General features: G+C 37.7%; 18 protein-coding genes. 14 read left to right on the forward strand and 4 right to left on the reverse strand.

Translation table 11 applies throughout. The annotated features are described in order from the left end of the window. Positions 1-6: 6 nt before the first annotated feature. The 5 genes from EKM78_RS01500 to EKM78_RS01515 all read left to right on the forward strand — a co-directional run bounded on the left by EKM78_RS01500 (position 7) and on the right by EKM78_RS01515 (position 6,051). Positions 7-246 (forward strand): DUF1858 domain-containing protein, encoded by a 240-nt coding sequence (locus tag EKM78_RS01500; protein ID WP_125768336.1) that lies wholly within the window; start codon positions 7-9, stop codon positions 244-246. After that, positions 236-1,693: a DUF438 domain-containing protein gene (locus EKM78_RS01505; protein WP_125768338.1), complete on the forward strand. Its 1,458-nt coding sequence runs from the start codon at positions 236-238 to the stop codon at positions 1,691-1,693. Before EKM78_RS01500 ends, EKM78_RS01505 begins: the two co-directional genes overlap by 11 nt. A 119-nt stretch (positions 1,694-1,812) precedes the next feature. Beyond that, positions 1,813-1,983, forward strand: coding sequence for a hypothetical protein (locus EKM78_RS12400; RefSeq protein ID WP_164507141.1), 171 nt, complete (start codon positions 1,813-1,815; stop codon positions 1,981-1,983). A 527-nt stretch (positions 1,984-2,510) separates the two neighbouring features. Then, complete coding sequence (locus EKM78_RS01510; protein ID WP_125768341.1) at positions 2,511-4,271, forward strand: ABC transporter ATP-binding protein; 1,761 nt, start codon at positions 2,511-2,513, stop codon at positions 4,269-4,271. Beyond that, positions 4,264-6,051, forward strand: a complete 1,788-nt coding sequence (locus EKM78_RS01515) for an ABC transporter ATP-binding protein (RefSeq protein WP_245994727.1) — start codon at positions 4,264-4,266, stop codon at positions 6,049-6,051. The genes EKM78_RS01510 and EKM78_RS01515 overlap by 8 nt, the downstream gene beginning before the upstream one ends. Before the next feature lie 618 nt (positions 6,052-6,669). On the opposite strand, the gene EKM78_RS01520 is transcribed toward EKM78_RS01515, so the two are convergent. After that, positions 6,670-7,326, reverse strand: a complete 657-nt coding sequence (locus EKM78_RS01520) for a B3/B4 domain-containing protein (protein WP_125768347.1) — start codon at positions 7,324-7,326, stop codon at positions 6,670-6,672. Positions 7,327-7,435: 109 nt separating this feature from the next. Between EKM78_RS01520 and EKM78_RS01525 the strand changes: the two genes are divergently transcribed. From EKM78_RS01525 to EKM78_RS12410, 4 genes are all read left to right on the forward strand, one after another. Then, positions 7,436-8,422, forward strand: coding sequence for an ornithine cyclodeaminase family protein (locus EKM78_RS01525; protein ID WP_125768350.1), 987 nt, complete (start codon positions 7,436-7,438; stop codon positions 8,420-8,422). A 38-nt stretch (positions 8,423-8,460) separates the two neighbouring features. Then, entirely contained in the window at positions 8,461-9,990 is a 1,530-nt protein-coding gene (locus tag EKM78_RS01530) for a DUF6056 family protein (RefSeq protein WP_125768352.1), read from the forward strand. Between the two features lie 20 nt (positions 9,991-10,010). Then, on the forward strand, positions 10,011-10,163 hold the full coding sequence (locus EKM78_RS12405) for a hypothetical protein (protein WP_164507142.1): 153 nt from the start codon (positions 10,011-10,013) through the stop codon (positions 10,161-10,163). A 344-nt stretch (positions 10,164-10,507) separates the two neighbouring features. Then, the gene (locus EKM78_RS12410) at positions 10,508-10,681 is read left to right on the forward strand and encodes a hypothetical protein (protein WP_164507143.1); all 174 of its coding nucleotides are present in this window, start codon (positions 10,508-10,510) and stop codon (positions 10,679-10,681) included. 37 nt (positions 10,682-10,718) lie between these two features. Here the strand turns inward: EKM78_RS12410 and EKM78_RS01535 are convergent, their stop codons facing one another. After that, a complete protein-coding gene (locus tag EKM78_RS01535) occupies positions 10,719-11,132 on the reverse strand; it encodes an ImmA/IrrE family metallo-endopeptidase (RefSeq protein ID WP_125768355.1) in 414 nt (137 codons plus the stop codon). Then, entirely contained in the window at positions 11,125-11,463 is a 339-nt protein-coding gene (locus tag EKM78_RS01540) for a helix-turn-helix domain-containing protein (RefSeq protein ID WP_125768358.1), read from the reverse strand. The genes EKM78_RS01535 and EKM78_RS01540 overlap by 8 nt, the downstream gene beginning before the upstream one ends. A 298-nt stretch (positions 11,464-11,761) precedes the next feature. Between EKM78_RS01540 and EKM78_RS01545 the strand changes: the two genes are divergently transcribed. From EKM78_RS01545 to EKM78_RS01570, 5 genes are all read left to right on the forward strand, one after another. Further along, positions 11,762-12,562: a hypothetical protein gene (locus tag EKM78_RS01545; protein WP_125768361.1), complete on the forward strand. Its 801-nt coding sequence runs from the start codon at positions 11,762-11,764 to the stop codon at positions 12,560-12,562. Between the two features lie 4 nt (positions 12,563-12,566). Then, complete coding sequence (locus EKM78_RS01550; RefSeq protein ID WP_125768364.1) at positions 12,567-13,244, forward strand: alpha/beta hydrolase; 678 nt, start codon at positions 12,567-12,569, stop codon at positions 13,242-13,244. A gap of 142 nt (positions 13,245-13,386) precedes the next feature. Next, positions 13,387-14,343 carry a hypothetical protein gene (locus EKM78_RS01555; RefSeq protein ID WP_125768366.1) on the forward strand — a complete coding sequence of 319 codons (957 nt, stop codon included), beginning with the start codon at positions 13,387-13,389 and terminating at the stop codon, positions 14,341-14,343. 212 nt (positions 14,344-14,555) lie between these two features. After that, a complete protein-coding gene (locus tag EKM78_RS01565) occupies positions 14,556-15,503 on the forward strand; it encodes a hypothetical protein (protein ID WP_164507144.1) in 948 nt (315 codons plus the stop codon). Between the two features lie 500 nt (positions 15,504-16,003). After that, the gene (locus EKM78_RS01570; RefSeq protein ID WP_125768375.1) at positions 16,004-16,948 is read left to right on the forward strand and encodes a hypothetical protein; all 945 of its coding nucleotides are present in this window, start codon (positions 16,004-16,006) and stop codon (positions 16,946-16,948) included. Between the two features lie 110 nt (positions 16,949-17,058). Here EKM78_RS01570 and EKM78_RS01575 read toward each other — a convergent pair whose 3' ends face one another. Further along, positions 17,059-21,174: a BspA family leucine-rich repeat surface protein gene (locus tag EKM78_RS01575; protein ID WP_125768378.1), complete on the reverse strand. Its 4,116-nt coding sequence runs from the start codon at positions 21,172-21,174 to the stop codon at positions 17,059-17,061. Between the last annotated feature and the right edge of the window lie 141 nt (positions 21,175-21,315).

Below are 21,315 nucleotides of genomic sequence, written 5' to 3' on the forward strand. Positions count from 1 at the left end.
TTGCTTATGAGTGAAAAAGTTATTGATTTCGAAGTGCCAATTCACACATTGGCAAATGAATATCCAGATTTCGTAGATATTATGTATTCGATTGGCTTTACAAAAATCAAAGTTCCCGGAATGCTCAATACTGTCGGGAAGATCATTAATTTGAAAAAAGGATCAAAAGCCATGGGAATACCACTAAATAAGATTGCCCAGGCCTTTGAAGAGAGGGGCTATGAGCTGAAAAATTATGACCAATAAGACTTTGAGTAGTGTCCAACGACAAAAGAAAATCGTTGAGATCTTAAATTTTTTACACGAAGGTGGAGACTTCGATGAAGCTAAGAAGATGTTTGATGATTCGTTTTCAAGCGTCGATGTTTCAGAGATCACTTCAGCTGAACGTGAACTGATCGCCAGTGGTTTGAATCCAATGGAGATCCAAAACTTATGTAATGTCCATGCGGCTGTTTTCAAAGGATCGATCACAGGAAACGAAAGCACACCAGCTTTTGAAAAGCCCGGACATCCAGTTGCAACAATGAAATTGGAAAATGTTGTCCTTTCTTCATTGATCAATGATGAATTACTACCTTGCCTGAAAAAATGGCAACAAGATGGTGACAATGACCAATATTTAGCACGAATGCAAAAGGCTTTAAAAGATCTGATGACGATCGATAAACATTACACTCGTAAGGAAAATAGCATCTTCCCACTGATGGACAAGTACGGAATCACTGCGCCGCCTAAGGTGATGTGGGGCGTTGATGATGAGATCAGAGGCTGGATCAAGGATGCCTATAATATGGTTATGGCTGATCCTGTTCCTGATAAGTATGAAGTCGAAGCCTCTATTGAAAAAGCATGTAAAGAGACTATGGAAATGATCTTTAAAGAAGAAGAGATCATGATCCCGATGCTTGACGAAGTGGCTACGCCAGAAGATTGGTATATGGTCGAACAAGATGAAAAAGACATGGGCTATACTTTGATCCCAGATCCGCTTCCTTGGAAACCAACTGAAAAAGAGATTGCTGAAGGTAAGAAGAAGAAGAACCCTGAGATTGCTAATGAGCTGAACAAGATGGCTCAAGGATTGGCTGATTCTGAAGGTTTGAAGGCTAAGGATACGAAGAAGAAGCGTTCGAAGAAACGTATTCCAATCGTTGATGTTACGCCTTCTTTGCATGAGGATGATGAACCGGTTGCTGATTCTGACTCTTCAGAGAAGATGTCTGCTCATGAACGGATCAGACGTCGTTCGCAACATGTGAAGACTGGTTTGGAGATGCCTACTGACGAGATCAATGTCCGCTTTGATTCTGGGAAATTGAACTTGGATGAGTTGACGGCTATTTTTAAGATTTTGCCGGTCGACCTTACTTTTGTTGATGCTACTGACCATGTTAAGTGGTTTTCTAACTCGCCTGATCGGGTTTTTCCACGGACTAAGGCTGTTATTGGCCGGGCTGTGGTTAACTGTCATCCGCCTAAGAGTGTTGATAAGGTGCTTGAGATTTTGAAGGAGTTTCATGAGGGGACTTCGGATTCTAACGAGTTTTGGATTAATTTGCATGGTGAGAAGTATGTTTATATTCGATATTATGCTTTGCGTGATGATGATGGCGAGTATCTTGGTTGTCTTGAGGTTACTCAGGATGTTCAGCATATTCGTGATTTGGATGGCGAGAAGCGTTTGCTATAGTTTTTATGCTTTGCTGCTTTTTTGGTGGCAAGGCTTTTTTTTGTATAGATGTAAGAGAGCTATGCAGACAGAAGCGTTTTATTTTGCTGGAGGTCTGTTAGTTTGTTTGGTTAGCTGGGATGGGGGTAGTAGTTTGGTTGCTACGTTCAATGCCGACTCCGGGGCCCGGGGATACAGACGCTGGAACGTGGTGGGCACATTTTGAACCAATCGAGCAAAGGGCGCTCGCTTGTTTCAAAACTGCACCTTCCTCTAAGCTCCTTCGTCGCCAAGAGGAATTTCACCACTGAGGTCTGTATCCCCGGGCCCCTCCGTCTAAATGGTATGTATAACCCCCCTTTGTTTGAGTTTTACCGATTTATATTGATCAAATTGGCACTTTTTGCGCGTCCTATTCCTCACATGTCTATCTCAATTTCCTCCTTGGTTTGTAAGATCTAAATCAAGGTCAAAACCTAAAACCTTATTCAAGTCTCATTCAGGAATTCATTCAAGATTTCATTCAAGATTTCATTCAAAATCTAGTTCAAGTTCTCAGATCAAAATGCCCAGCCTGTTTTCCTTTTTTTGTATTTGTTGTAATTGCTTTTTTTACTAGTAGTTTTTTTGCTTGCGTGCTCGTGTTTCACTCGCACTCTCGCCTTGATTTTTCTTTCTTTGTATCTTTGAACTCTTTTTTCTGGCTCGTATGCTCGTTCCTCGCATTTTCGCGGTTGTTTTTGTTTTTATTGTTTTAATCGAGCTTCCTTACTTGACTTAGACTGTACTGGAAGGTGTAAGTTATTCTGTATGAAATTTTTTATATAGGTGAATGGTTATGGGTATTTTTACGCGTTTGAGTTGGTTTTTTAAGCGACGTTGGCGCCAGTATTTGTCTGGTGTTTTTGCGTTGCTTTTGGTTGCTATTTGTAATATTGTGCCTCCTAAGATTGTTGGTAATGTTGTTGATGCTGTTGATCAGAAGTCGGTTTCTGGTGTTTTTTTGCTTTCTAATATGGCTGTTTTGCTGTTTGTGGCTATCGCTGGTTATTTGTTGCGCTTTGCTTGGCAGAAGATGATTTATGGTAGTTCTTTTGTTTTGGAGCGGGAGCTTCGTAGTCGCTTGTTTGTTCATTTTATGAAGATGGATACTACTTTTTATAAGAAGTGGCGGACTGGGGATTTGATGGCTCATGCTACTAATGATATTGATGCTGTTCGTGAGGTTGCTGGTCAAGGTGTTTTGACTTTGGCTGATTCTTTGATCACTGGTTTGTCGATGATCGTGGCTATGGGGATGTTTGTTAGTTGGAAGCTTACTTTGATTGCGGTTATTCCTTTGCTTTTGTTGGCTGTGATGGCTAATGTTTTGGGAAATAAGATCCACGATGCTTTTTTGCGGTCGCAAGGAGAGTTTTCTAATATTAATAACAAGACGCAGGAGAGTGTTGTTGGGATTAAGGTTTTGAAGGCTTTGGGACAAGAGGCTGAGGATGAGGCTGATTTTGATGCTTATGTTGATGATAATATTGCTGCTAATAAGCGGTCTTATCGCCTTGATGCTATGTTTAATCCTTTGACTACTTTGATCATGGGGCTTTCTTATGTGGTCACTATCATTTTCGGTGGTCTGGCGGTGATTCGTCAGTCGATGACTATTGGGCAGTTGGTCTCATTTATTACTTATTTGGCCGAGCTTACCTGGCCGATGTTTGCTATCGGGAGTTTGTTTAATATTTTGGAGCGTGGTGCCGCTAGTTATGACCGGATCATGGAACTTTTGGATGAGAAATCTTCCTTGGTCCAAACACCCAATGCTTTGAAAAAAATTCCGGATGGGAATATCGATTTTAATATTGCTGGCTTTCATTATCCTGATGATGAGTCGAAAGCTTTGATCGGGGTGCATTTTAAGCTTTTGGAAGGGCAGACTTTGGGGATCGTTGGTCCTACTGGTGGTGGTAAGTCGACGATTATTAGTTTGTTGATGCGCGATTTTGATCATTACAGTGGTCAAATTATTGTTGGGAAGAATGATGTTCGTAAATATGATTTGCATGCTTACTTGGACAAAATTGGCTATGTACCACAGACTAACTTTTTATTCTCAACTAATATTCGCGATAATATCCGATTCGCCAATATCGATGCTTCACAATCTCAAGTCGAAGAAGCTAGTGAAATTGCTGATTTGGCTGCTGATATCGAAAATATGCCAGATAAATATGACACTGAGGTTGGCGAATTAGGGGTCTCGCTTTCTGGTGGTCAAAAACAACGGGTGGCGATCGCTCGAGCTATTTTAAGTGATCCCAAGCTTTTGATCTTAGACGATTCTCTGTCAGCTGTTGATGCGAAGACGGAACGAAATATTGAGCAACGGATCGCCCAAAAGCGGCAAAATGGGACGACGATTATTGCTGCCAGTCGTTTGAGCTCAGTGGAACATGCTGATCAGATCATTGTTGTTGATAATGGGACTATCATTGAACACGGGACACATCAACAGTTGTTAAGCCAAAACGGCTGGTATGCAGATACTTTCAACTTGCAAGCTAAGAGTGCCGAGATCGAGGGGAGGCTGAATGACCGTGGCTAAAGAAAAAGCAAACAAAACAGAAGTTCAGTCATTGACTCGAAAACAACAAGTGACGATTTTAAAAAGATTATTCCACTATGCTAAATTTTTTAAAGTACAATTTTTTACAGCTATCGTTTTTGCGATTTTATTGAGTATTATTAACGTATTATTGCCAAGAATGCTGCAATACTATATGGATCATTTTCTTGTCCACCAAAGCACTGGTGTTAGAGTCGTGCTGATTTTTGCAACAGTGTATTTTATTGGGACGATCATTAAAGCTATTGTTCAGTTCGTCCAAAATTTTGCTTTCTCAATGGGAGCCGAACGAACTCTCGAAAAAATCCGTAGCAGTTTGTTCCACAAGTTGCATACCTTAGGGATGGAATATTTCGATAAGACTCCAGAGGGTTCGATCGTGTCGCGAGTAACTAATGATACGAAAACTTTGTATGACTTTTGGAATTTATTCTTAACAATTTTAGTCGCAGCTTTCGCAATGGTATCGGCCTTTATTGCTATGTTCTCTGTCAGTAAGGTGCTGGCTTTGGCAACTGCAGCTTTTATATTTGCGCTATATTTTGTCGTTTGGTTGTACCAACATTTGAGTTCGAAGATCTATCAAAAATTGCGTGAATACTTGAGCCAGATCAACACCAAATTGAACGAATCGTTGATGGGTATTAGTATCATTCAACAATTTGGTCAACAAAGACGAATGACTAAGGAATTTGAAGAAAAAAACCGTGCCTATTTTGGAATGCGCAATAAGATGATCAACGTGAATTCGTTCTTACTTTATCCAACGATCTCACTAATGTTCACCTTGGCAGAACTAGTCTCCTTGAGCGGCTTTGGAATTCAAAGTATGAACACTGTCGTCGCAGCTGGTGTTATCTATGCTTTCATTTCTTATCAACAAAACTTTTTTAACCCCTTGTCTGATGTGATGAACTACATGTCTTACTTTCAAGACGGTCTAGTTGCTGGATATCGGATCATGAAATTGTTTGACGACCAAACCTTAGCGCCAAGACAGCATCCAGGTGCTCAAGCTAAAGTGACGGCTGGAAAAATCGAGTTCCAACACGTAACCTTCAGCTACGTTCCCGGACAGCCGATCTTAAAAGATATCTCCTTTGTCGTCCAACCAGGTGAAACAGTCGCTTTAGTCGGACATACCGGAAGTGGAAAGAGCTCGATCATCAACGTCTTACTACGTTTTTACGAATTCGGTGAAGGTAAGATCCTGATCGATGATCAAGACATTCGTGATTTTTCGATGAAAGAATTACGGCAAAAATTAGGCCTCGTCGTGCAAGAACCATACTTGTTCTACGGCGACATCACCAAAAACATTCGGATGTACGACGATTCGATCAGCGATGAAAGAGTTGAACAAGCAGCAAAATTCGTCGATGCCGACAACTTCATCCAACAACTATCAGGCAAATACCATGCCAAAGTAGTCGAAAGAGGAAGCAGCTTCTCAACCGGTCAAAGACAGTTGATCTCCTTCGCCAGGACCATAGTAAAAGATCCCAAAGTACTGATCCTAGACGAAGCTACAGCCAACATCGACCCCCAAACAGAACAAACAATCACAAGGGGTCTAACCAAAATGAGAAGCGATAGAACCACAATAGCCATCGCCCACAGACTATCCACCATCCAAGACGCCGACCAAATCCTAGTCTTGAATAAAGGTAAAATAGTAGAACGAGGCAACCATGATGAATTAATAAGAAACAAAGGCATGTATTATGAGTTGTATCAACTACAATCGATGGATCAATAAAAAAAGAGAGTGGAGGCGCACGGTCAGCTGCTGAGGATTAACGCGGGTGGTCGCACAGAGGTGCGGCAAAGCCGCGCCGCGACCACCTGTGTTAACCGGAGGCCGCTGTGCGCCGGAACTCGTTTCCTCTATAAAACGGGCAACGTTTGGCAATATAGCTAATCCCGTTTGGCAACAAAACAAACCCCTTTTGGTACAAAAAATCAAAACGTTTGGATCCAAAAGAAAGAACGTTCCAATCTTCAACAAAAGAAACAGTCACTTGCCAAAGGTGCAACATAAGGCAAGTGACTGTTTCTTTTTTCATATATTTAAATAGCAACTGATGATAACCTCAAAAAGGGATCAACAAGATAGAACCCGAGAGAAAAATCGCAAGAACGAGAAAACGGAAGAAAAAATCCAAACTAATTAAAAAAGTTAACCACTATAAAACTAAGTACCGCACCCACACAAAAAAATTGGATTTTGCCCCAACCTAGGTTCTGGTGGGGTGGAGGGAATTCGCCGTCAGCCGCACCCCGCAGCGTTCCACGGCGCAATTCCCGTAATCCCACCAGAACCGGCAACAAACCTCTCCCCATCATCCTTCCTCAACAAACATCAAACACCAGAAACCTAAATCAGACCCTGCTCCAAAACCAAACCATCATCCAAAAAACGTCCAACAACATCAGCAACACCATTCTGCAACTCAGCAGCATCAGCCGAAGAAAAACCAAATAAATAACCAACTATCAAAGCAGACACTGTATCGTCAGAAATCATGGCGCAAGTTGAATCAGAAGTAGGGCTACCAAAAGGTCCATCATCATCAGCCAAAACCAACAAATTCTCAATATTAATATCCGACTTACCAATCCCAGCATAAGTAGCACCGCTTGCACCTTTAGTCAGATTAATATCGCCACTGATTTTGTCCAAGTCGTAACTTCCAAAAGGCATTTTGTATTTCAATGACAAATAATTGTTCAAATCGACTAAAGCATTGATCTGATACAAACCTTTACCCTTCACGACTCGTCTCCAAAGTGCATCAGATGAAGGACGGAAGCGGGAAGGGTCTTTGCCTAATTCTTTATAGCCTGTTTTAGTCGCTTTGATCTGCTCAGAATTACGAATATCTTCCAAGGTATCGTTATTACTGATCCGTTCATTGAGCGGATCAAGGAGCTCATCCCACATAGATTGATTCTTGGTGGCATTTTTGAAACTGATTTTTGTTACTGCTAATTGAATATTTTTAGGAATAATTTCGTCACGTGTTATTTTCATGATCCACCTCTTGTTATTGATATAATTATAATACACCAATAAGGATCCCAGCCTGTAAACGTGTTCATGTTATCCTATTAGTAAAGGGTAATGAAAGGCAGGGATTTTTATGTTATTGCTATCGAAAGATGATATTGAAAATTTTTACTCACTTGAGGATTGTATCGACGCCGTTGGCGATGCGTTTAAACTTTTTTCCGCTGGAAAAGTGCAAGTGCCATTGCGAACGCAGATTAAAAAGCAGAATGATCAGGATACGTTTTTGTGTATGCCGGCTTTTTGCGAGGAGTACGATGCTTCTTGTGTCAAAGTTTTGAACATGTTTCCTAACAATATCAATCAAGGACTTGCCTCGATCAACGCTCAGGTGTTGAATATCGATGCCAAGACGGGGATCGTTGATACGGTCATGGACGGAACGTACGTCACACAATTGCGGACAGGAGCTGCTTCTGGCGTGGCATTTAAATATTTGGCTAAAAAAGATTGTCGCAAGGGTGCCTTGATCGGGACTGGTGGTCAGGCAGAAACACAGCTTGCTGCCATGCTTTCTGTACGAGATCTCGAGGTTGTCGAAGTTAGCGACTTGAATTTTGAACGCGCCCAAGAATTTGCGGAAAAGATGAGTGAAAAGTTAGCAGACTATCAAACTAAAATCGTTGCTGCCAAGTCAGCCAATGAAGCGGTCAAGAATGCCGATCTAGTGATCACTGTAACTACCGCTAAAAAACCAGTTTATGATGCTAACAATATCAAACCGGGAGCAACCGTTAGTGGCGTTGGTTCTTATCAGCCGGATATGCAAGAAACGCCAGCGGGGTTGTTGGAAAAAGCTGACAAGATCTTCTTTGATTCTCAAGAGGCTGTTTTGGCAGAAGCGGGAGATATCTTAAAACCACTGGCTGAAAAAACTATCACTAATGCTGATTTCACAGGGGACATCGGCAAAGTGATCTCAGAAGATATTTCTGGCCGGCAAAATGACCAAGAGATTATTTTCTTCAAAACCGTTGGTATTGCCGCACAAGATTTGATGACAGCAAAATCGATCCATGATAAAGCAGTCGCTGAAGGTTTTGGCACTTACTGGAATTAACTAAGGGGAAATCGTGTTATAGGGGTATTTATAGTCAAATGAGACGAGCAAGATATTTTACAAGAAAAGCAGACCGTTTAAAAAAATCTAATCGAATCATCATCCGCATTTCATTGATATTGTATTTTTTATATTTTTCCATTTTAAGATTTTTCATCATACCTTTTGGCGATGATCAATTTTGGTGGGGTAAAGCAGGCCGTTTTTTACTTAACCACGGATTTTTTACAACCAAGGATCCTTCATATATCGGCGGTAGTAGTAATGGTCGCTATTTATCCAATGTTTTAATGATATTTGGCATGCATCACCCGTTGTATAATTTTATATTTTACGGATTGTTTGCGACGTTGCTAGTTTATTTATTGTGGAAATTGTCGAGTGGTAAAATGGGACTCTTCTTTTTATCGTTATTGATACCATTGACGTTTAGTCGGGCCTATATCGCTGGCGCTTGGTTTTGGAATGCGGCGTTCGTCAATTACATTCCAGCCATGGTGATTATTTTTGCATATTTGTGGTTGACGAAAAAATATTTGATCGAACGTAACTTATTTGATAATTGGGTATTGATTACATTTTCGTTGATACTCGGATTTAGCGGGGGACTCTTTGTTGAACATGTGACGTTGTATCAAATAGCTATGGCGATCACGGTTATCATCGTGACTTTTAAGCTCAACAATTCAATCCCAAAATATCAATGGTCATATTTGATTGGGACAATTGCTTCAGCCATATTGATGTTCAGCAACCGATCATACTGGGTCAAATCAAGCTATCGAGATACAAATTTTTCATTAGCAGATAGTCTAAGAACATATGTCAATACTTCTCATTATTGGATCGTAACATTCAATTTAGTTCTGATCTTGTTGTTGATGACCGGCATATTTGTCTCTATCTGGCGTAAACGAAAAAAACAGTCTTGGGATTATTTAACGATGTCTGCATCAGTTTTTTTCGCCGGATATTATACTTGGATCAATGTGTTTTTAGCTCGTCAGCAATCCAATGCTATTTTTATACCAGTCAATATTGGTAATACATTACAAAATATCGATGCCATTATGTCAGTTTTGCTGATTATCTTTTTATTGTTGAGCCTGTTCGTAGTGGATGTCCCTAAGCTGGCTAAATGGGCCCTGCTATATTGTTACTTATCATTCGGATTTTTGACGGGTCCATTTTTGCTGATCACTAAGCCGATCAGTGCCCGAGAATTTATTAATGGCACGATGTTTTTATACTTATTTGCCATGATCATATTGGCAAATATTTCAATTGATCGACCGCAACTGAAAAAAGCGATTCCACTTGCTCTGGTGGCGGGGATCTTAACGATGTCTAGTTATTACATGGTGGGCAATGTTACGAACTATTTTGCATATTTAGAACGGTTTGAAAGAGCACCTTTTGTTGGTGCTGTACCACTTGATGAGCGGATACCTTATCATGATTTTATGCCTAATCGTGATCTTTATACTTCTCAGGATAGTGTATTGTATTGGAACGAGTATCGTTGTCGTTCTTTTGTTGGGTATATGTTTGATTTTGATTATCGTTAGGGATTGTGGGGGGTGTTTGGTTGTACGTTCAATGCCGGTTCCGGGTCGGGGCGCTATATGGGACTGGAACGCTGCCGACTCGATTTGAGCTCCTCGAAGAAAATCGCTTCGACGATCTCAAATGCGAGTCTTCCTCTAAGCTCCTTCGTCGCCAAGAGGAATTTGGCGGCTGAGCCCATATAGCGCCCCGACCCTCCACCTAAATAGTATGTATAGTGTACTTTCTTTTTTAGTTTTACCGACATATCGTGTTCAAATAGGCACTTTTTGTGCTTCCTATTTCTCACATGTCTATCTCAATCTTCTCCAAAATAGGAAACCCAAACCCTTAGACATTAAGATTTCGATTTGTACAGATGCTCAATCTTTGTTGTATAAATGTTTTTAAATCTTCAAGTTAGTAAGAACTTCGCGGTTTCGTATGAGATGGGAAAATGATATCCTCAATATTTGATAATTAGATGATTTGTTTGATATGAATTATCTAGCATTTGATTATTGGTAAAGAGGTTTTTGTATGAAGAGGAATAAGATGTTTTTGATTGGATTTTTTACGGTTTTAGTTTTAGGATGGGTTTTAAATTATGTTCCATATATTCAGCATCTTAATTGGATTCTTAAATTGGTTATAATTGTTGTTATTGCTCAAATTTTTGGCTTTGTTGCTGAGAAATTTTTTGCAAAGAATTAGTGATGTTTTTGTTAGATGAAAAATTAGCTAAAGTTGTTTACCTTTTGTAGAAATCTGCAATTTGTTTAACGACCATATCTTCCAGTGCGATCGGTAAATGGAAGGTTGTTATGAAGTCTGCTGATGAGACGTCTTCCTTTTCTTTTGATTCTAAATATGGTTTTAGTAGTAAGGCAATAGCGGTTTGGTTGGCTTTTCCTTCGATACCATTTTTAGTAGGAGAAAAGTATAAGCATGATCTTTCATCATCCTTGTTAAAAATGTGCCCAATTTCATGAGCCAACTGCATGGGGATGTCATCACGATTGTGCCAATTGGCATTCATGGCGATCAATCTTTGACTTACGCTGGTGGCAGGTGGTGTTGATGGAGATAGGTCCATGAACTCAACACCAATGTTATGTTGGAGGGCCAAATTGAGTAGATAGGTTACTGCGGTATTGTTATTCATGATCTCTTTTACCACCTAACAGGAATCTTTTCATAACTTCTAAGTCTTCCGGTGGAATGGGCCTTCCTTCAAACGTCATAATAACGTCGTCGTCATCAATGTCCACGGTAGTCTTTTTTTGAGCGGCTTTCGCCTCGTTGTCATCTTTGCCAAGCAAATAATCCACAGAAACATGGAGTACCTGAGCTACTTTAGTAAGATTCTCAATGCTTGGTTTTTGTGTTTTCCATTTGTAAATTGCGTTCTTTCCTAAGCCAGCTTTTTCGTTCAAACTTAGTAAACTGTATCCTTGGGCGTTAGCGGTTTCTTTGACTTTATCAAATAGTGTCATCTGGAAGGATCCTTCCTTATAAATATTTTAGATAATCGTCTTGATTCAATTAGACAATAGTCTTATAGTTAAATCATCAAGAAGAAAGCCAGCAGTAATGAATCGATCACCCAAGCTATCAGACCGGTATTTTAGCTAGGGTTATTCATTAATGCTTTTTATATAAGCTTATTATAGACAATTGTCTAATGAAGGTCAATTCTTGTGTCTAATAAATAGAAGGTGAGAATTATGATTTGAGAAAAATGAAAAAATTAAATAATTCATACCAATAAAAAATGCAACAAAGGAGTAAACGATGATTAGATTTTTTAGTACATTTAATAAAACCGCATTAGGAATTGGTGATGGTGGATCGTGGGGTAGTGTTCCACTGTATCAATTAAATGCAAGTCGCACCAAATTTTCACGGGCATCTCGTAGTTTAGGTAAAAATACCGACTGGCAAATTAATAGTTATGCCTACGATGAAGAGGATGGAAATAAATACTTACAAGTATCCACTAATGAATGGGTGAAATTTGTGAATGTTAATGATGGTCGGATTATTTTCAAAGGTGATGCACCTGATTTTCAAATGGCGGTGCATAGAGATTTGCAAACAGCCACCACATTATCAATTGAAAGATTAAGAGATTTTAGTACAGAAGTTGACTTATATTATTACGACGAAAAAGGAGCTCCTAACTCACTAGCACCTAATGATGGAGATAGATATTACACAGACAAACAGTTAGAAGTTCCAGATTCTCAACGACATATAACAGGTTATCGAGTAACTGATAATCGTTATTATGAATATGACAGTGTATTTATTGATAACAAGTTGTTATATTCAAATGCAGTAACTTCAGATCCTAATGTAACACCAATCTCAAAGATTATCAGAGTGAATAGTGTTATACCAGATATCTTCGACTCAGACGGTAATGCAGTTTATTTCCCAGTCGATTCTGGCCAACAATTTATGAGTGATGGGATTTATGTCAGTCCTGAACGTATTGGATTCAGAATTGCAGAGAATACTTTCGTAAATTTAAATAGCGCAAGTGGAACAACATTATTATTTGGGCATTTCTTGCCAAAGATGGGGGAATAATAACATGATGATTAATTTATTTATAGCAGGATCTGGAGCTAATTTTAAAGATCCCAATGGAAATGCATTTCAAAATGAATTTAATATCTGGGGTATCGGAAATCGAGACTTAATTGATTGCGTAGAAGTACAAAAAAATGGGACAGCTAAATATGTTCAAAATGGCTCACATAAGAATATTGTAATTACATTTAAGAATTGCTTTTATCGTGAATGTGAGCTAGAAAATATTGGCTATGGATTGAAAAATGCCATTGATTTAGTGAGAAAAGACAATGGTTATCCAACCGTTAACCTTTTTGGTCATTCTAATGGTGGAAATGCAATTGCACGATACTTATATACATTTAAACCAAACTTTGTTAACAATATTTTGACCTGCGCAACGCCATACAATGGGATGGCTTTTACTGACAAGCCATCGGCTTTTGTTAACGAAGTATTGAATTTAACCAATTTATGGTCACCTATGGGAAATATAGATATGTTTGTAGGTAAGGGGATTTCAATTGCCAATACTTTTCCAAGTTATGTAGAAAATGATGGAAACATCTCAACTAAAAGTGGGCAGTGCGGACAATTGGTATATAATCGTAATGTGAATGTCATTGAGGGCGCTAACCATGGTACGATCAATACAATCCCTGAAGTTACAAAAATTGTGAATGAGTGGCAAGCTTAGTATTTTAAGAGATCAGTGGAAAACCTATCGTTTTTCACTGATCTTTTTCAGTTTAATTAAATTAACTTGATAATATGGATTGTTCAAACAGTAGAAGGTACAATGATGATAAAGATATTTGTTAAAAATTACGGGGGATTACATGAAGAAATCAAAAATAATTCTATTCGGTGCCACATTTTTAGTGACATTAGGGATGTCGTTCACTACACCCACACAAGCTACAGCAAGTAACCGGGATGTTACTACTACCACACAGTCTAATTCTGATGTGCCTGAATCAGTTCAAAATGCTGTGGATGATTTGTTTGATAACTACCTAACTGACGAGACTATTGATATTGACGATGCTAGTATTAGTCACCCTACTGAAGAGACAACCGAAGGAACTCATTATAATTTTAACGAATTCAGTAAAATCCCATTGATCAAGAAGTATCTTTTGAAGTCTGGCTTTTCTACAGAGGAACAGTTAAATAACGTTAAATTCTCATATTATGTGCACCATTCTGATGATAATGGGGACTTTGATTATACCTATTGGACACAAGTTTATGCATATTACGATGGTAATCTTATTGGTTCTAAAAGAGTAGAAATTAAATACTTGTCTAGTTCTGAAGAACCAACTAGTTTTTATTCTAATCCAACAGACCTAGTTGGCCAAGTTACCGCAACAAATCAAGAGGGTAAGCAATATGCACCTTTAATAGACACTGTCAATAAAGAGTCGAATCGTTCACTAGCTCCAAAGAGTGATTGGTATACTGATAAATTTATGGTGGATAAGAATTGGGGAGATCTATTTTATCGAGTATCAACTAGTGAATGGGTAAATGAGCGTTACATTAAGCCACATGCTAATACAAGTCTCAAAATATCTGATTTGATTTCTAATTCTGGAAATAAGATCTATCAAGTTACAGATAGAAGAGTTTCGGGTCAACCATTGTACAAATCTAACGGAGAACTTTGGGATTATACTCTACCGGATGGATCTAAGTGGAAAGTCACTGCGATTGGATTTGACCAATATGGATCAATATATGGTGAGGTATCTACAGATGCTTGGATTAGAATGAATCACGCTCTAAAATAATTGGGTATTAATCCTGGGGTTTATCGTATTAAATTGGCTCATTTATAGTTTTTACAGCAATTGAATTCGTAAAACATCAAAATCTACTTTATTTTGTATAAGGTAGATTCTTTTTTGAGTAAGATAATTCTATTAGAAAGGTTAGAAATATTCGGATAGATTGTCAGTACTACAGAGGATACAATGATGTTAAAGAATACGGGGGGATTACAATGAAGAGATCAAAAATGATTCTATTAGGTGCCACATTTTTAGTGACATTAGGATTGTCGTTTACAAGTCCGACACAAGCAGAAACGACTGACCAAGATACTGTTACTACCACACAGTCTAATTCTGATGTGCCTGAGTCAGTTCAAAATGCTGTGGATGATTTGTTTGATAACTATATGACCAATGATACAGTGGATGTTACTGATGCTAGTTTTAGTTATCCTACAGTGTCGACAACGGAGAAAACTCTTTATTCGTTTAATGAATTTAGCAAATTGCCATTGGTAAAAAGATATTTTTTGAAGCCTGGTTTTTCTCAATCAAATAAATTGAATAACGTACGATTTTTATATGGAAGTCATAGGCCAGATCAGAATGATGGAGATATTACAAACTGGATCATCCTGGGGGCAGATTATAATGGAAAAGATATTGGTTCTAAGATAATACATATTAAAAGCCAGTACGAATTTAATAATCCCAATAATTTATATATGGACCCAATAGATTTGACTGGTCAAATTACAGCAACGCATAAAGAAGGTCAATCTTATGCTCCATTGTTAGATACTGAGAATAAAAAATCTAATCGAGCACTAGCTCCAAATAGTGATTGGTACACGGATAAATTTATGATCAATAAGCGATACGGATCATTATATTACCGAGTATCAACAAGCGAATGGGTAAATGAGTATTATATAAAGCCAAAATCTAATACTAATATTAAAATTTCCGACGTCATCTCTAATCCCAGAGACAGGAAGTTTACTGTCAGTTATAGAAGGATTTCTGGTCAACCGTTGTATAAATCCAATGGTGAGTTATGGGATTATACATTACCCAACAACTCTGAATGGAAGGTAACTTCTATAGGATTCGATCAATATGGTGTCACTTATTGTCAAGTATCCACTAATGCCTGGGCTAGGGTGGCTATAGTGTGAAAAATGCAATTGCACGATACTTATATACATTTAAACCAAACTTTATCAGCAATATTTTGACCTGTACAACACCGTACAATGGGATGGCTTTTTCCGAAAAAATGTTAATGAAGTATTGAACTTAAAAATTTTCGGTCACCTATAGGAAATATTGATTTGTTTGTAGGAAAAGGAATTTGAATTGCTGGTACTTTTTCAAGCCACGTAGAAAATGATGGAAATATCTCCATTTAAAAGTGGACAGTGCGGACAATTGGTATATAACCATAATGTGAATGTTATTGAGGGAGCTAACCATGGAACAATCAATACCATTCCAGAAGTTACAAAAATTGTGAATGAGTGACAAATATAGCATTTTATAAGATCAATGGAAAATCTGTCATTTTCCATTGATCTTTTTTCACCTCTTCTTTTCCGCTTAATTAAATTAACTTGATAATATAGATTGTCTCAACTGCAGAAGGTACAATGATGTTAAAGAATACGGGGGGATTACAATGAAGAGATCAAAAATAATTCTAATAGGTGCCACATTTTTAGTGACATTAGGATTGTCGTTTACAAGTCCGACACAAGCAGCAACGACTGACCAAGATACTGCTACTATAGTAAAGTCGTATAATGATGTTCCTGAGTCAGTTCAAAGTGCAGTCGATGATTTGATTGATAATTACATAACCAATAACACTATTGATGTAACCGATGCTAGTTTCAGTCGTCCAACAATGTCAGCAGTTATGGGCGTACATTCATATTCCGATTTTAGTAAGATACCTATTGTAAAAAAGTATTTACTGAAATCCGGTTTTGAAAAAGCTGATCAATTGCAAGGTATAACCTTTGAACTTGCAGATCATCGTCCGAGTTCTGCGGATATGGATCGAACATACTATGCCGGAATTCGTGTGCTTTACAACGGCAAACAAATTGTATGGAAAACCGTAAAAGTAAAAACACCAATTACAGCCAGCAAACCAAATTCCTATACTGAACCATCAAACTTGGTTGGAACGGTGTCAGCAACTCATGAAGAGGGGAAACAATATGCCCCATTACTGGATACAGCGAATGGAAAGTCTAACCGATCACTTGCTCCAGGATCGGATTGGTACACTGATAAGTTTATTATCGATACGCAAAGTGCATCAATGTATTACCGAGTATCCATTAGTGAATGGGTAAGTGAACGCTACATACGTCCGCATGCAAATACAAATCTAAAGATTTCAGATCCTATCACATCGAAACACAATACATATCCAGTTTCATTCAGAGCAATTGCAGGTGAGCCGTTGTATAAATCAAATGGTGAACTATGGAATTATACGCTACCAAATAATACACGTTGGAAGATAACCTCAATCGGATTTGATCAGTTTGGAGTTGCTTATTATCAAGTGTCTACGGATGCTTGGGCGAGAGCGGATCAAGTGTTTTATTAATCATGTACAATCTCAGGTAATTCTGAGGTTGTTTTTTTATGTTTAAATGTTTAAATTTTCAATTCAAGAGCAAAAAAATCATGACCCCGAAGGATCATGATTGTGTTGGACTATTTTACGATTACATCGTCAGCGGTGACGAATTCATCGGTTGAAACTCTATAGTATGTTTTTCCATTGATTTGGATGGTTCTGTCTGAATGCCAAGCTGTATTTTTGGCCAGCATGCGGTTGGAAATTTTTCCTTGGGAATTTACTAGTGGTTTGTTGGAATCAGCTTTGATTATTACAGTGACATTCTTGTTTTCATAAGCGTAAATGTCTTCGGCAGCAACGTATTCATTTTTGGAAACACGATAGTAAGTTTTTCCGTCGTGAACTACTTCTTGATCGCTATACCAATCACTGCCGGCTGAAAGTGAGCGAGTTGCTTCGACTTGGAAGTCAGCATTGTAAAGCTTGATACCGTGTTCGTGGTGATGGAATAGGGTGGTTACTCGATGGATGATGTTGCGGACTGTGTTTTTGATCTGGGTGATGATTGATGGTTTTTTGTGGTTATTTTGATGGATGTTACTTCCGCTATCTTCAGAAGATGCCGAAGGAGCTGGAGTTGGGATTGGAGTATATTCAATGGTTGTTGAGCCGGAATACTTCACAGCGCCCTTTTCGCCTAAGCTTACAAATACTGACTTAGTTTTAGTCGTGTAACCATTGAATTGAGGAACTTCGATTTCAACTGGATTGTTGAATTCAAGAGGTCTATAAATTGTGTAATCTTGTGTTTTATCTCCAAATTTCAAGGTCAGTTTGATTTTGCTTTCTGGATTCTTTATAGGGGAATAGATTATTTTTGCATTTGGATCTGGATTTAATAGAGCAACTTTATTATTTTCATCTAGATGAACAGCAACTTGTTGTTGGTTAGGTGTATAACCATCGATGCTTGGTACATCGATTAGCTTGGATTCTCCATAATGTAAAGTTACATTCTTGATAGTTTTATCCGATTGGGAAGTGGGAATTGTAACATTGTTTGTGTATGAATTTAAATTGTAGTTTATTGGCTCTTTGTTGTCTGGAGTAAAATCACCAAATGCATTTACTGATACACCAACAGTTGCTTGGCCTGGTGTGTACTCGTTTATTATTGGCAGATCCACGGTAATTTTAGAATCCTTGTAATGCATTTTTACAGGGATGGTAACTGTGGATGATTTTTTGTCTTTAGTAATATTTACAGTTACTGCACCTTTGAAAAGCTTTGGTGTGTATTGAGGGATGGATTTTTTGGATAGTTTACCATTATCTTCAATATGGATCTCGATTTCTGCTTTAGGATCAACTAAGTCATATCCTGGGATTACGGGTGCATTTAATGTAACGGTTGAACCTAAAGTCCCGTTGATATTGTCAAAGTTATAATCAGCATCAGCTAAATGGATGCGGATTGAATTTTTGGGGTCAACTTTATCCCGATCATACATTATTTTTTGATTAGAGTCTGTTTGAACGATTTTACCGTTTTCGGTTAGCCGAACTTGGACGGATTTTGTATCTGTATGATAACCGCTAATTTTAGGTACATCAATGGATATAGGATGGCCAAAGGTAATACTATCCACAGATTGAGAAACAGTTTGATTCAAATTTGTGTTTAGTATTGTTGAATGATTGTTTAAAAAATTTGGATTATACTGAATGTCTTTAAGTTCTTTATCATAGTTAATTGTTTCACCTTTTGCACTGTCAATAGTTAGAGATGCTGTAATATGGTCAATATCAGTGTAATAGCCTGGTACATTTGGGACATCAATTGTTTGTGGATGATCAAATGCCACATGAACTGGCACATTTATTGGCTTTGAATTCGTTACTCCTTTGGGAGTGAAATTAATAGTTGCATCCTTAGTGATTGGTAAATAAGATACGATAGTATTCGGATCGGCTAATTCAACTTTACCGTCATCACCAAGTTTTACTGAGATATTTTGCTGCGTTGTTTCATAACCTGGGATTTTTGGAACAGGAACTTCTGATGATTTATTACCTGAAGCTGTAGCATCAATGGTTTTGGAGACCTTTTTGGTTCCTAAAAGTACATTGACACTTAATTTGTTGTTAGTATCTGATTTGGTTATGTAATTAATTCTTGAATTTTCATCTGTCGGAACAATCTTTATTTTCCCATCAATTACCTTGGGTTCGACATAAAGGTAATTTTTTTCTAAAGTATATCCATCTGGATGATCTAGATAAATTTTGGTGGTCTCACCAAATGGAACACTAACATGAAGATTCAAATCGGAATCTTTTCCATCTTTGTGGATTGGGATTGAAACCATATCGTCAATAGTTTGAGGAGTGTAAATTGGTTCTCCAACAATAGATAAATTTCCTTTTTGATTAATTTTTACAGAGATTTTTTCGTTTCCTTTTTCCAGGTCGTAACCAGGAATTGGATCAGCAGGGATTTTTACAATCGAATTGTAATATCCATCAATATTTTTGATTATTTGATCATGATTATACTTACTGTGATAGGTAATACTTGTGTTAGTGGGAATTTTCGTTCTCGAGTATAAAGCTGAAATATCTTCATCAAGTTTTACGGATCTGTCTGGTAGTACCACACCAGTTGTAACTGTTTTTTTACGGACATAACCATCAACATCAGGCAATTGAACATCGACCCTTTCTCCTGGAATCGCATCTTTGACGGGGGCACTTGCGGTGGTTCCGTCAGGTAAAACGATTTTAGCTGTTAAATCGGTGAGAATTTTTTGATAGTTGGTTGCATCCAAATTAATTGTTTTTTGAACACTGCCGTCATTTTCCACAGGAATTTTAATAATCGAATCTTTTGTTACTTTTCTATAACCATTGATTTCATTGGGGAGAGGGACCGATATTTTATTGTCGGGATCAAGTTGTAATCCTTTAATTGAGGCTGCTTTTTCACCAAAAGCACCCTTTAATGTAATGTTTTTATCACCTATTTTGCTCTTATAGTTTGCTTTAAGAATTTTAGTGATATTAGTGTGGCTGTCAATGTGAGCTGTAACAGGAGATTCTAAATAATATCCAGGATATGTAGGAAGGTCTGAGACATTTACGTCTTGGGTAACAAAGCCAGAGACTTTTCCTAACACAGAATCAATAGATTTGCCATCTTTAGTAGCCTCCACATTTATTGTTTTACTAACTCTTGCTTGATTCGCGTTTTCAGGGGTGTAGTATGTCTTTTCAAATGGAATTTTGTCTTGTGTTAACTTTGAAAATTGGTCAGCGGTATAAACATGATGAACATTTGTTGAATCTTGATCTTGATACTCAAACCAAACTAATGATGGATTATTGGTAATGTTAAGCAGTTGAATAGGGGTTTCTTTTGAAACCACTAGGCCGGTATAACTGGTGTTATTAAGAAATGATGAAATTTGTGGTTTGTTATTGAATCGAATTGAGCTTAAATCAAGAACATTTGCTTTTACATCTTCAAACATACTAGTAAAATCTGTGACTTTTTCAGTTTTTAATGAATCCAAGTTTTTCCAATCAGAAATATTTGTTTCGGAAAACATATGTGACATGTTAGTTGCGTTTGAAGTATCAATTTTACTTAAATCAACATTTCTCAAATTTGAATCAAGAGAAAAGAAATAACTAAAATCAGTAACTTTACTAGTATCCAAATTTTGAAGATTATTAATCGTTGTTAGCTTTGTATAATTTTGAAAAAGGTTTGTCGAATTTGAATTACAAGTAATTTTTGCATCAAAAGTTATAGTCGTTACTTTGTCTTTGATTCCATTATCAGTTGTCAGGTTGACATCATTTAAAGTAGCATCATGGATAAATTTCAATTCTCCAGTTGTATAGAGAACCCAATAAGTTCCGCTCTTTTCAACGTTTGGATCAGTTGGTTTTGTTGCTCCATTACCTTGAGAGATTGTTGTACTATTTGAACCAGAGCCAGAACCAGAGTCAGAACCGGTTATTGGACCACTTGAGTTTTGTCCAGTTTGACCCGTGATCGTTGCCCCAGCCGAAGAATTTCTATTTCCTGTTTTTCCGGCAGGTGATGTTTCAGTTGTAGTAGCAACCGCGGGAGTTACGTCAGATAAAAACATCCCAGCTGTCAAAGTTAATCCGGCAATAGCTACAATTTTTCCCTTTTTAGCTATTTTATTGTGGTGTTTGTTTTTAAGTCGTTTTTTTTTCATGTCTATAAAAATCCCCTCAAATTATGTATTTGACACAATTCAAAGATACTTCCACTTTATCAAAAATAAAATTTAAATTGTTGTATTTTAATTTTTTTATTTTTATGATTTCAAATAATTGTGAATTTATTATTTTGTATG

The sequence above is a fragment of the Companilactobacillus furfuricola genome (assembly GCF_003946325.1).
Lineage (GTDB): Bacteria > Bacillota > Bacilli > Lactobacillales > Lactobacillaceae > Companilactobacillus > Companilactobacillus furfuricola.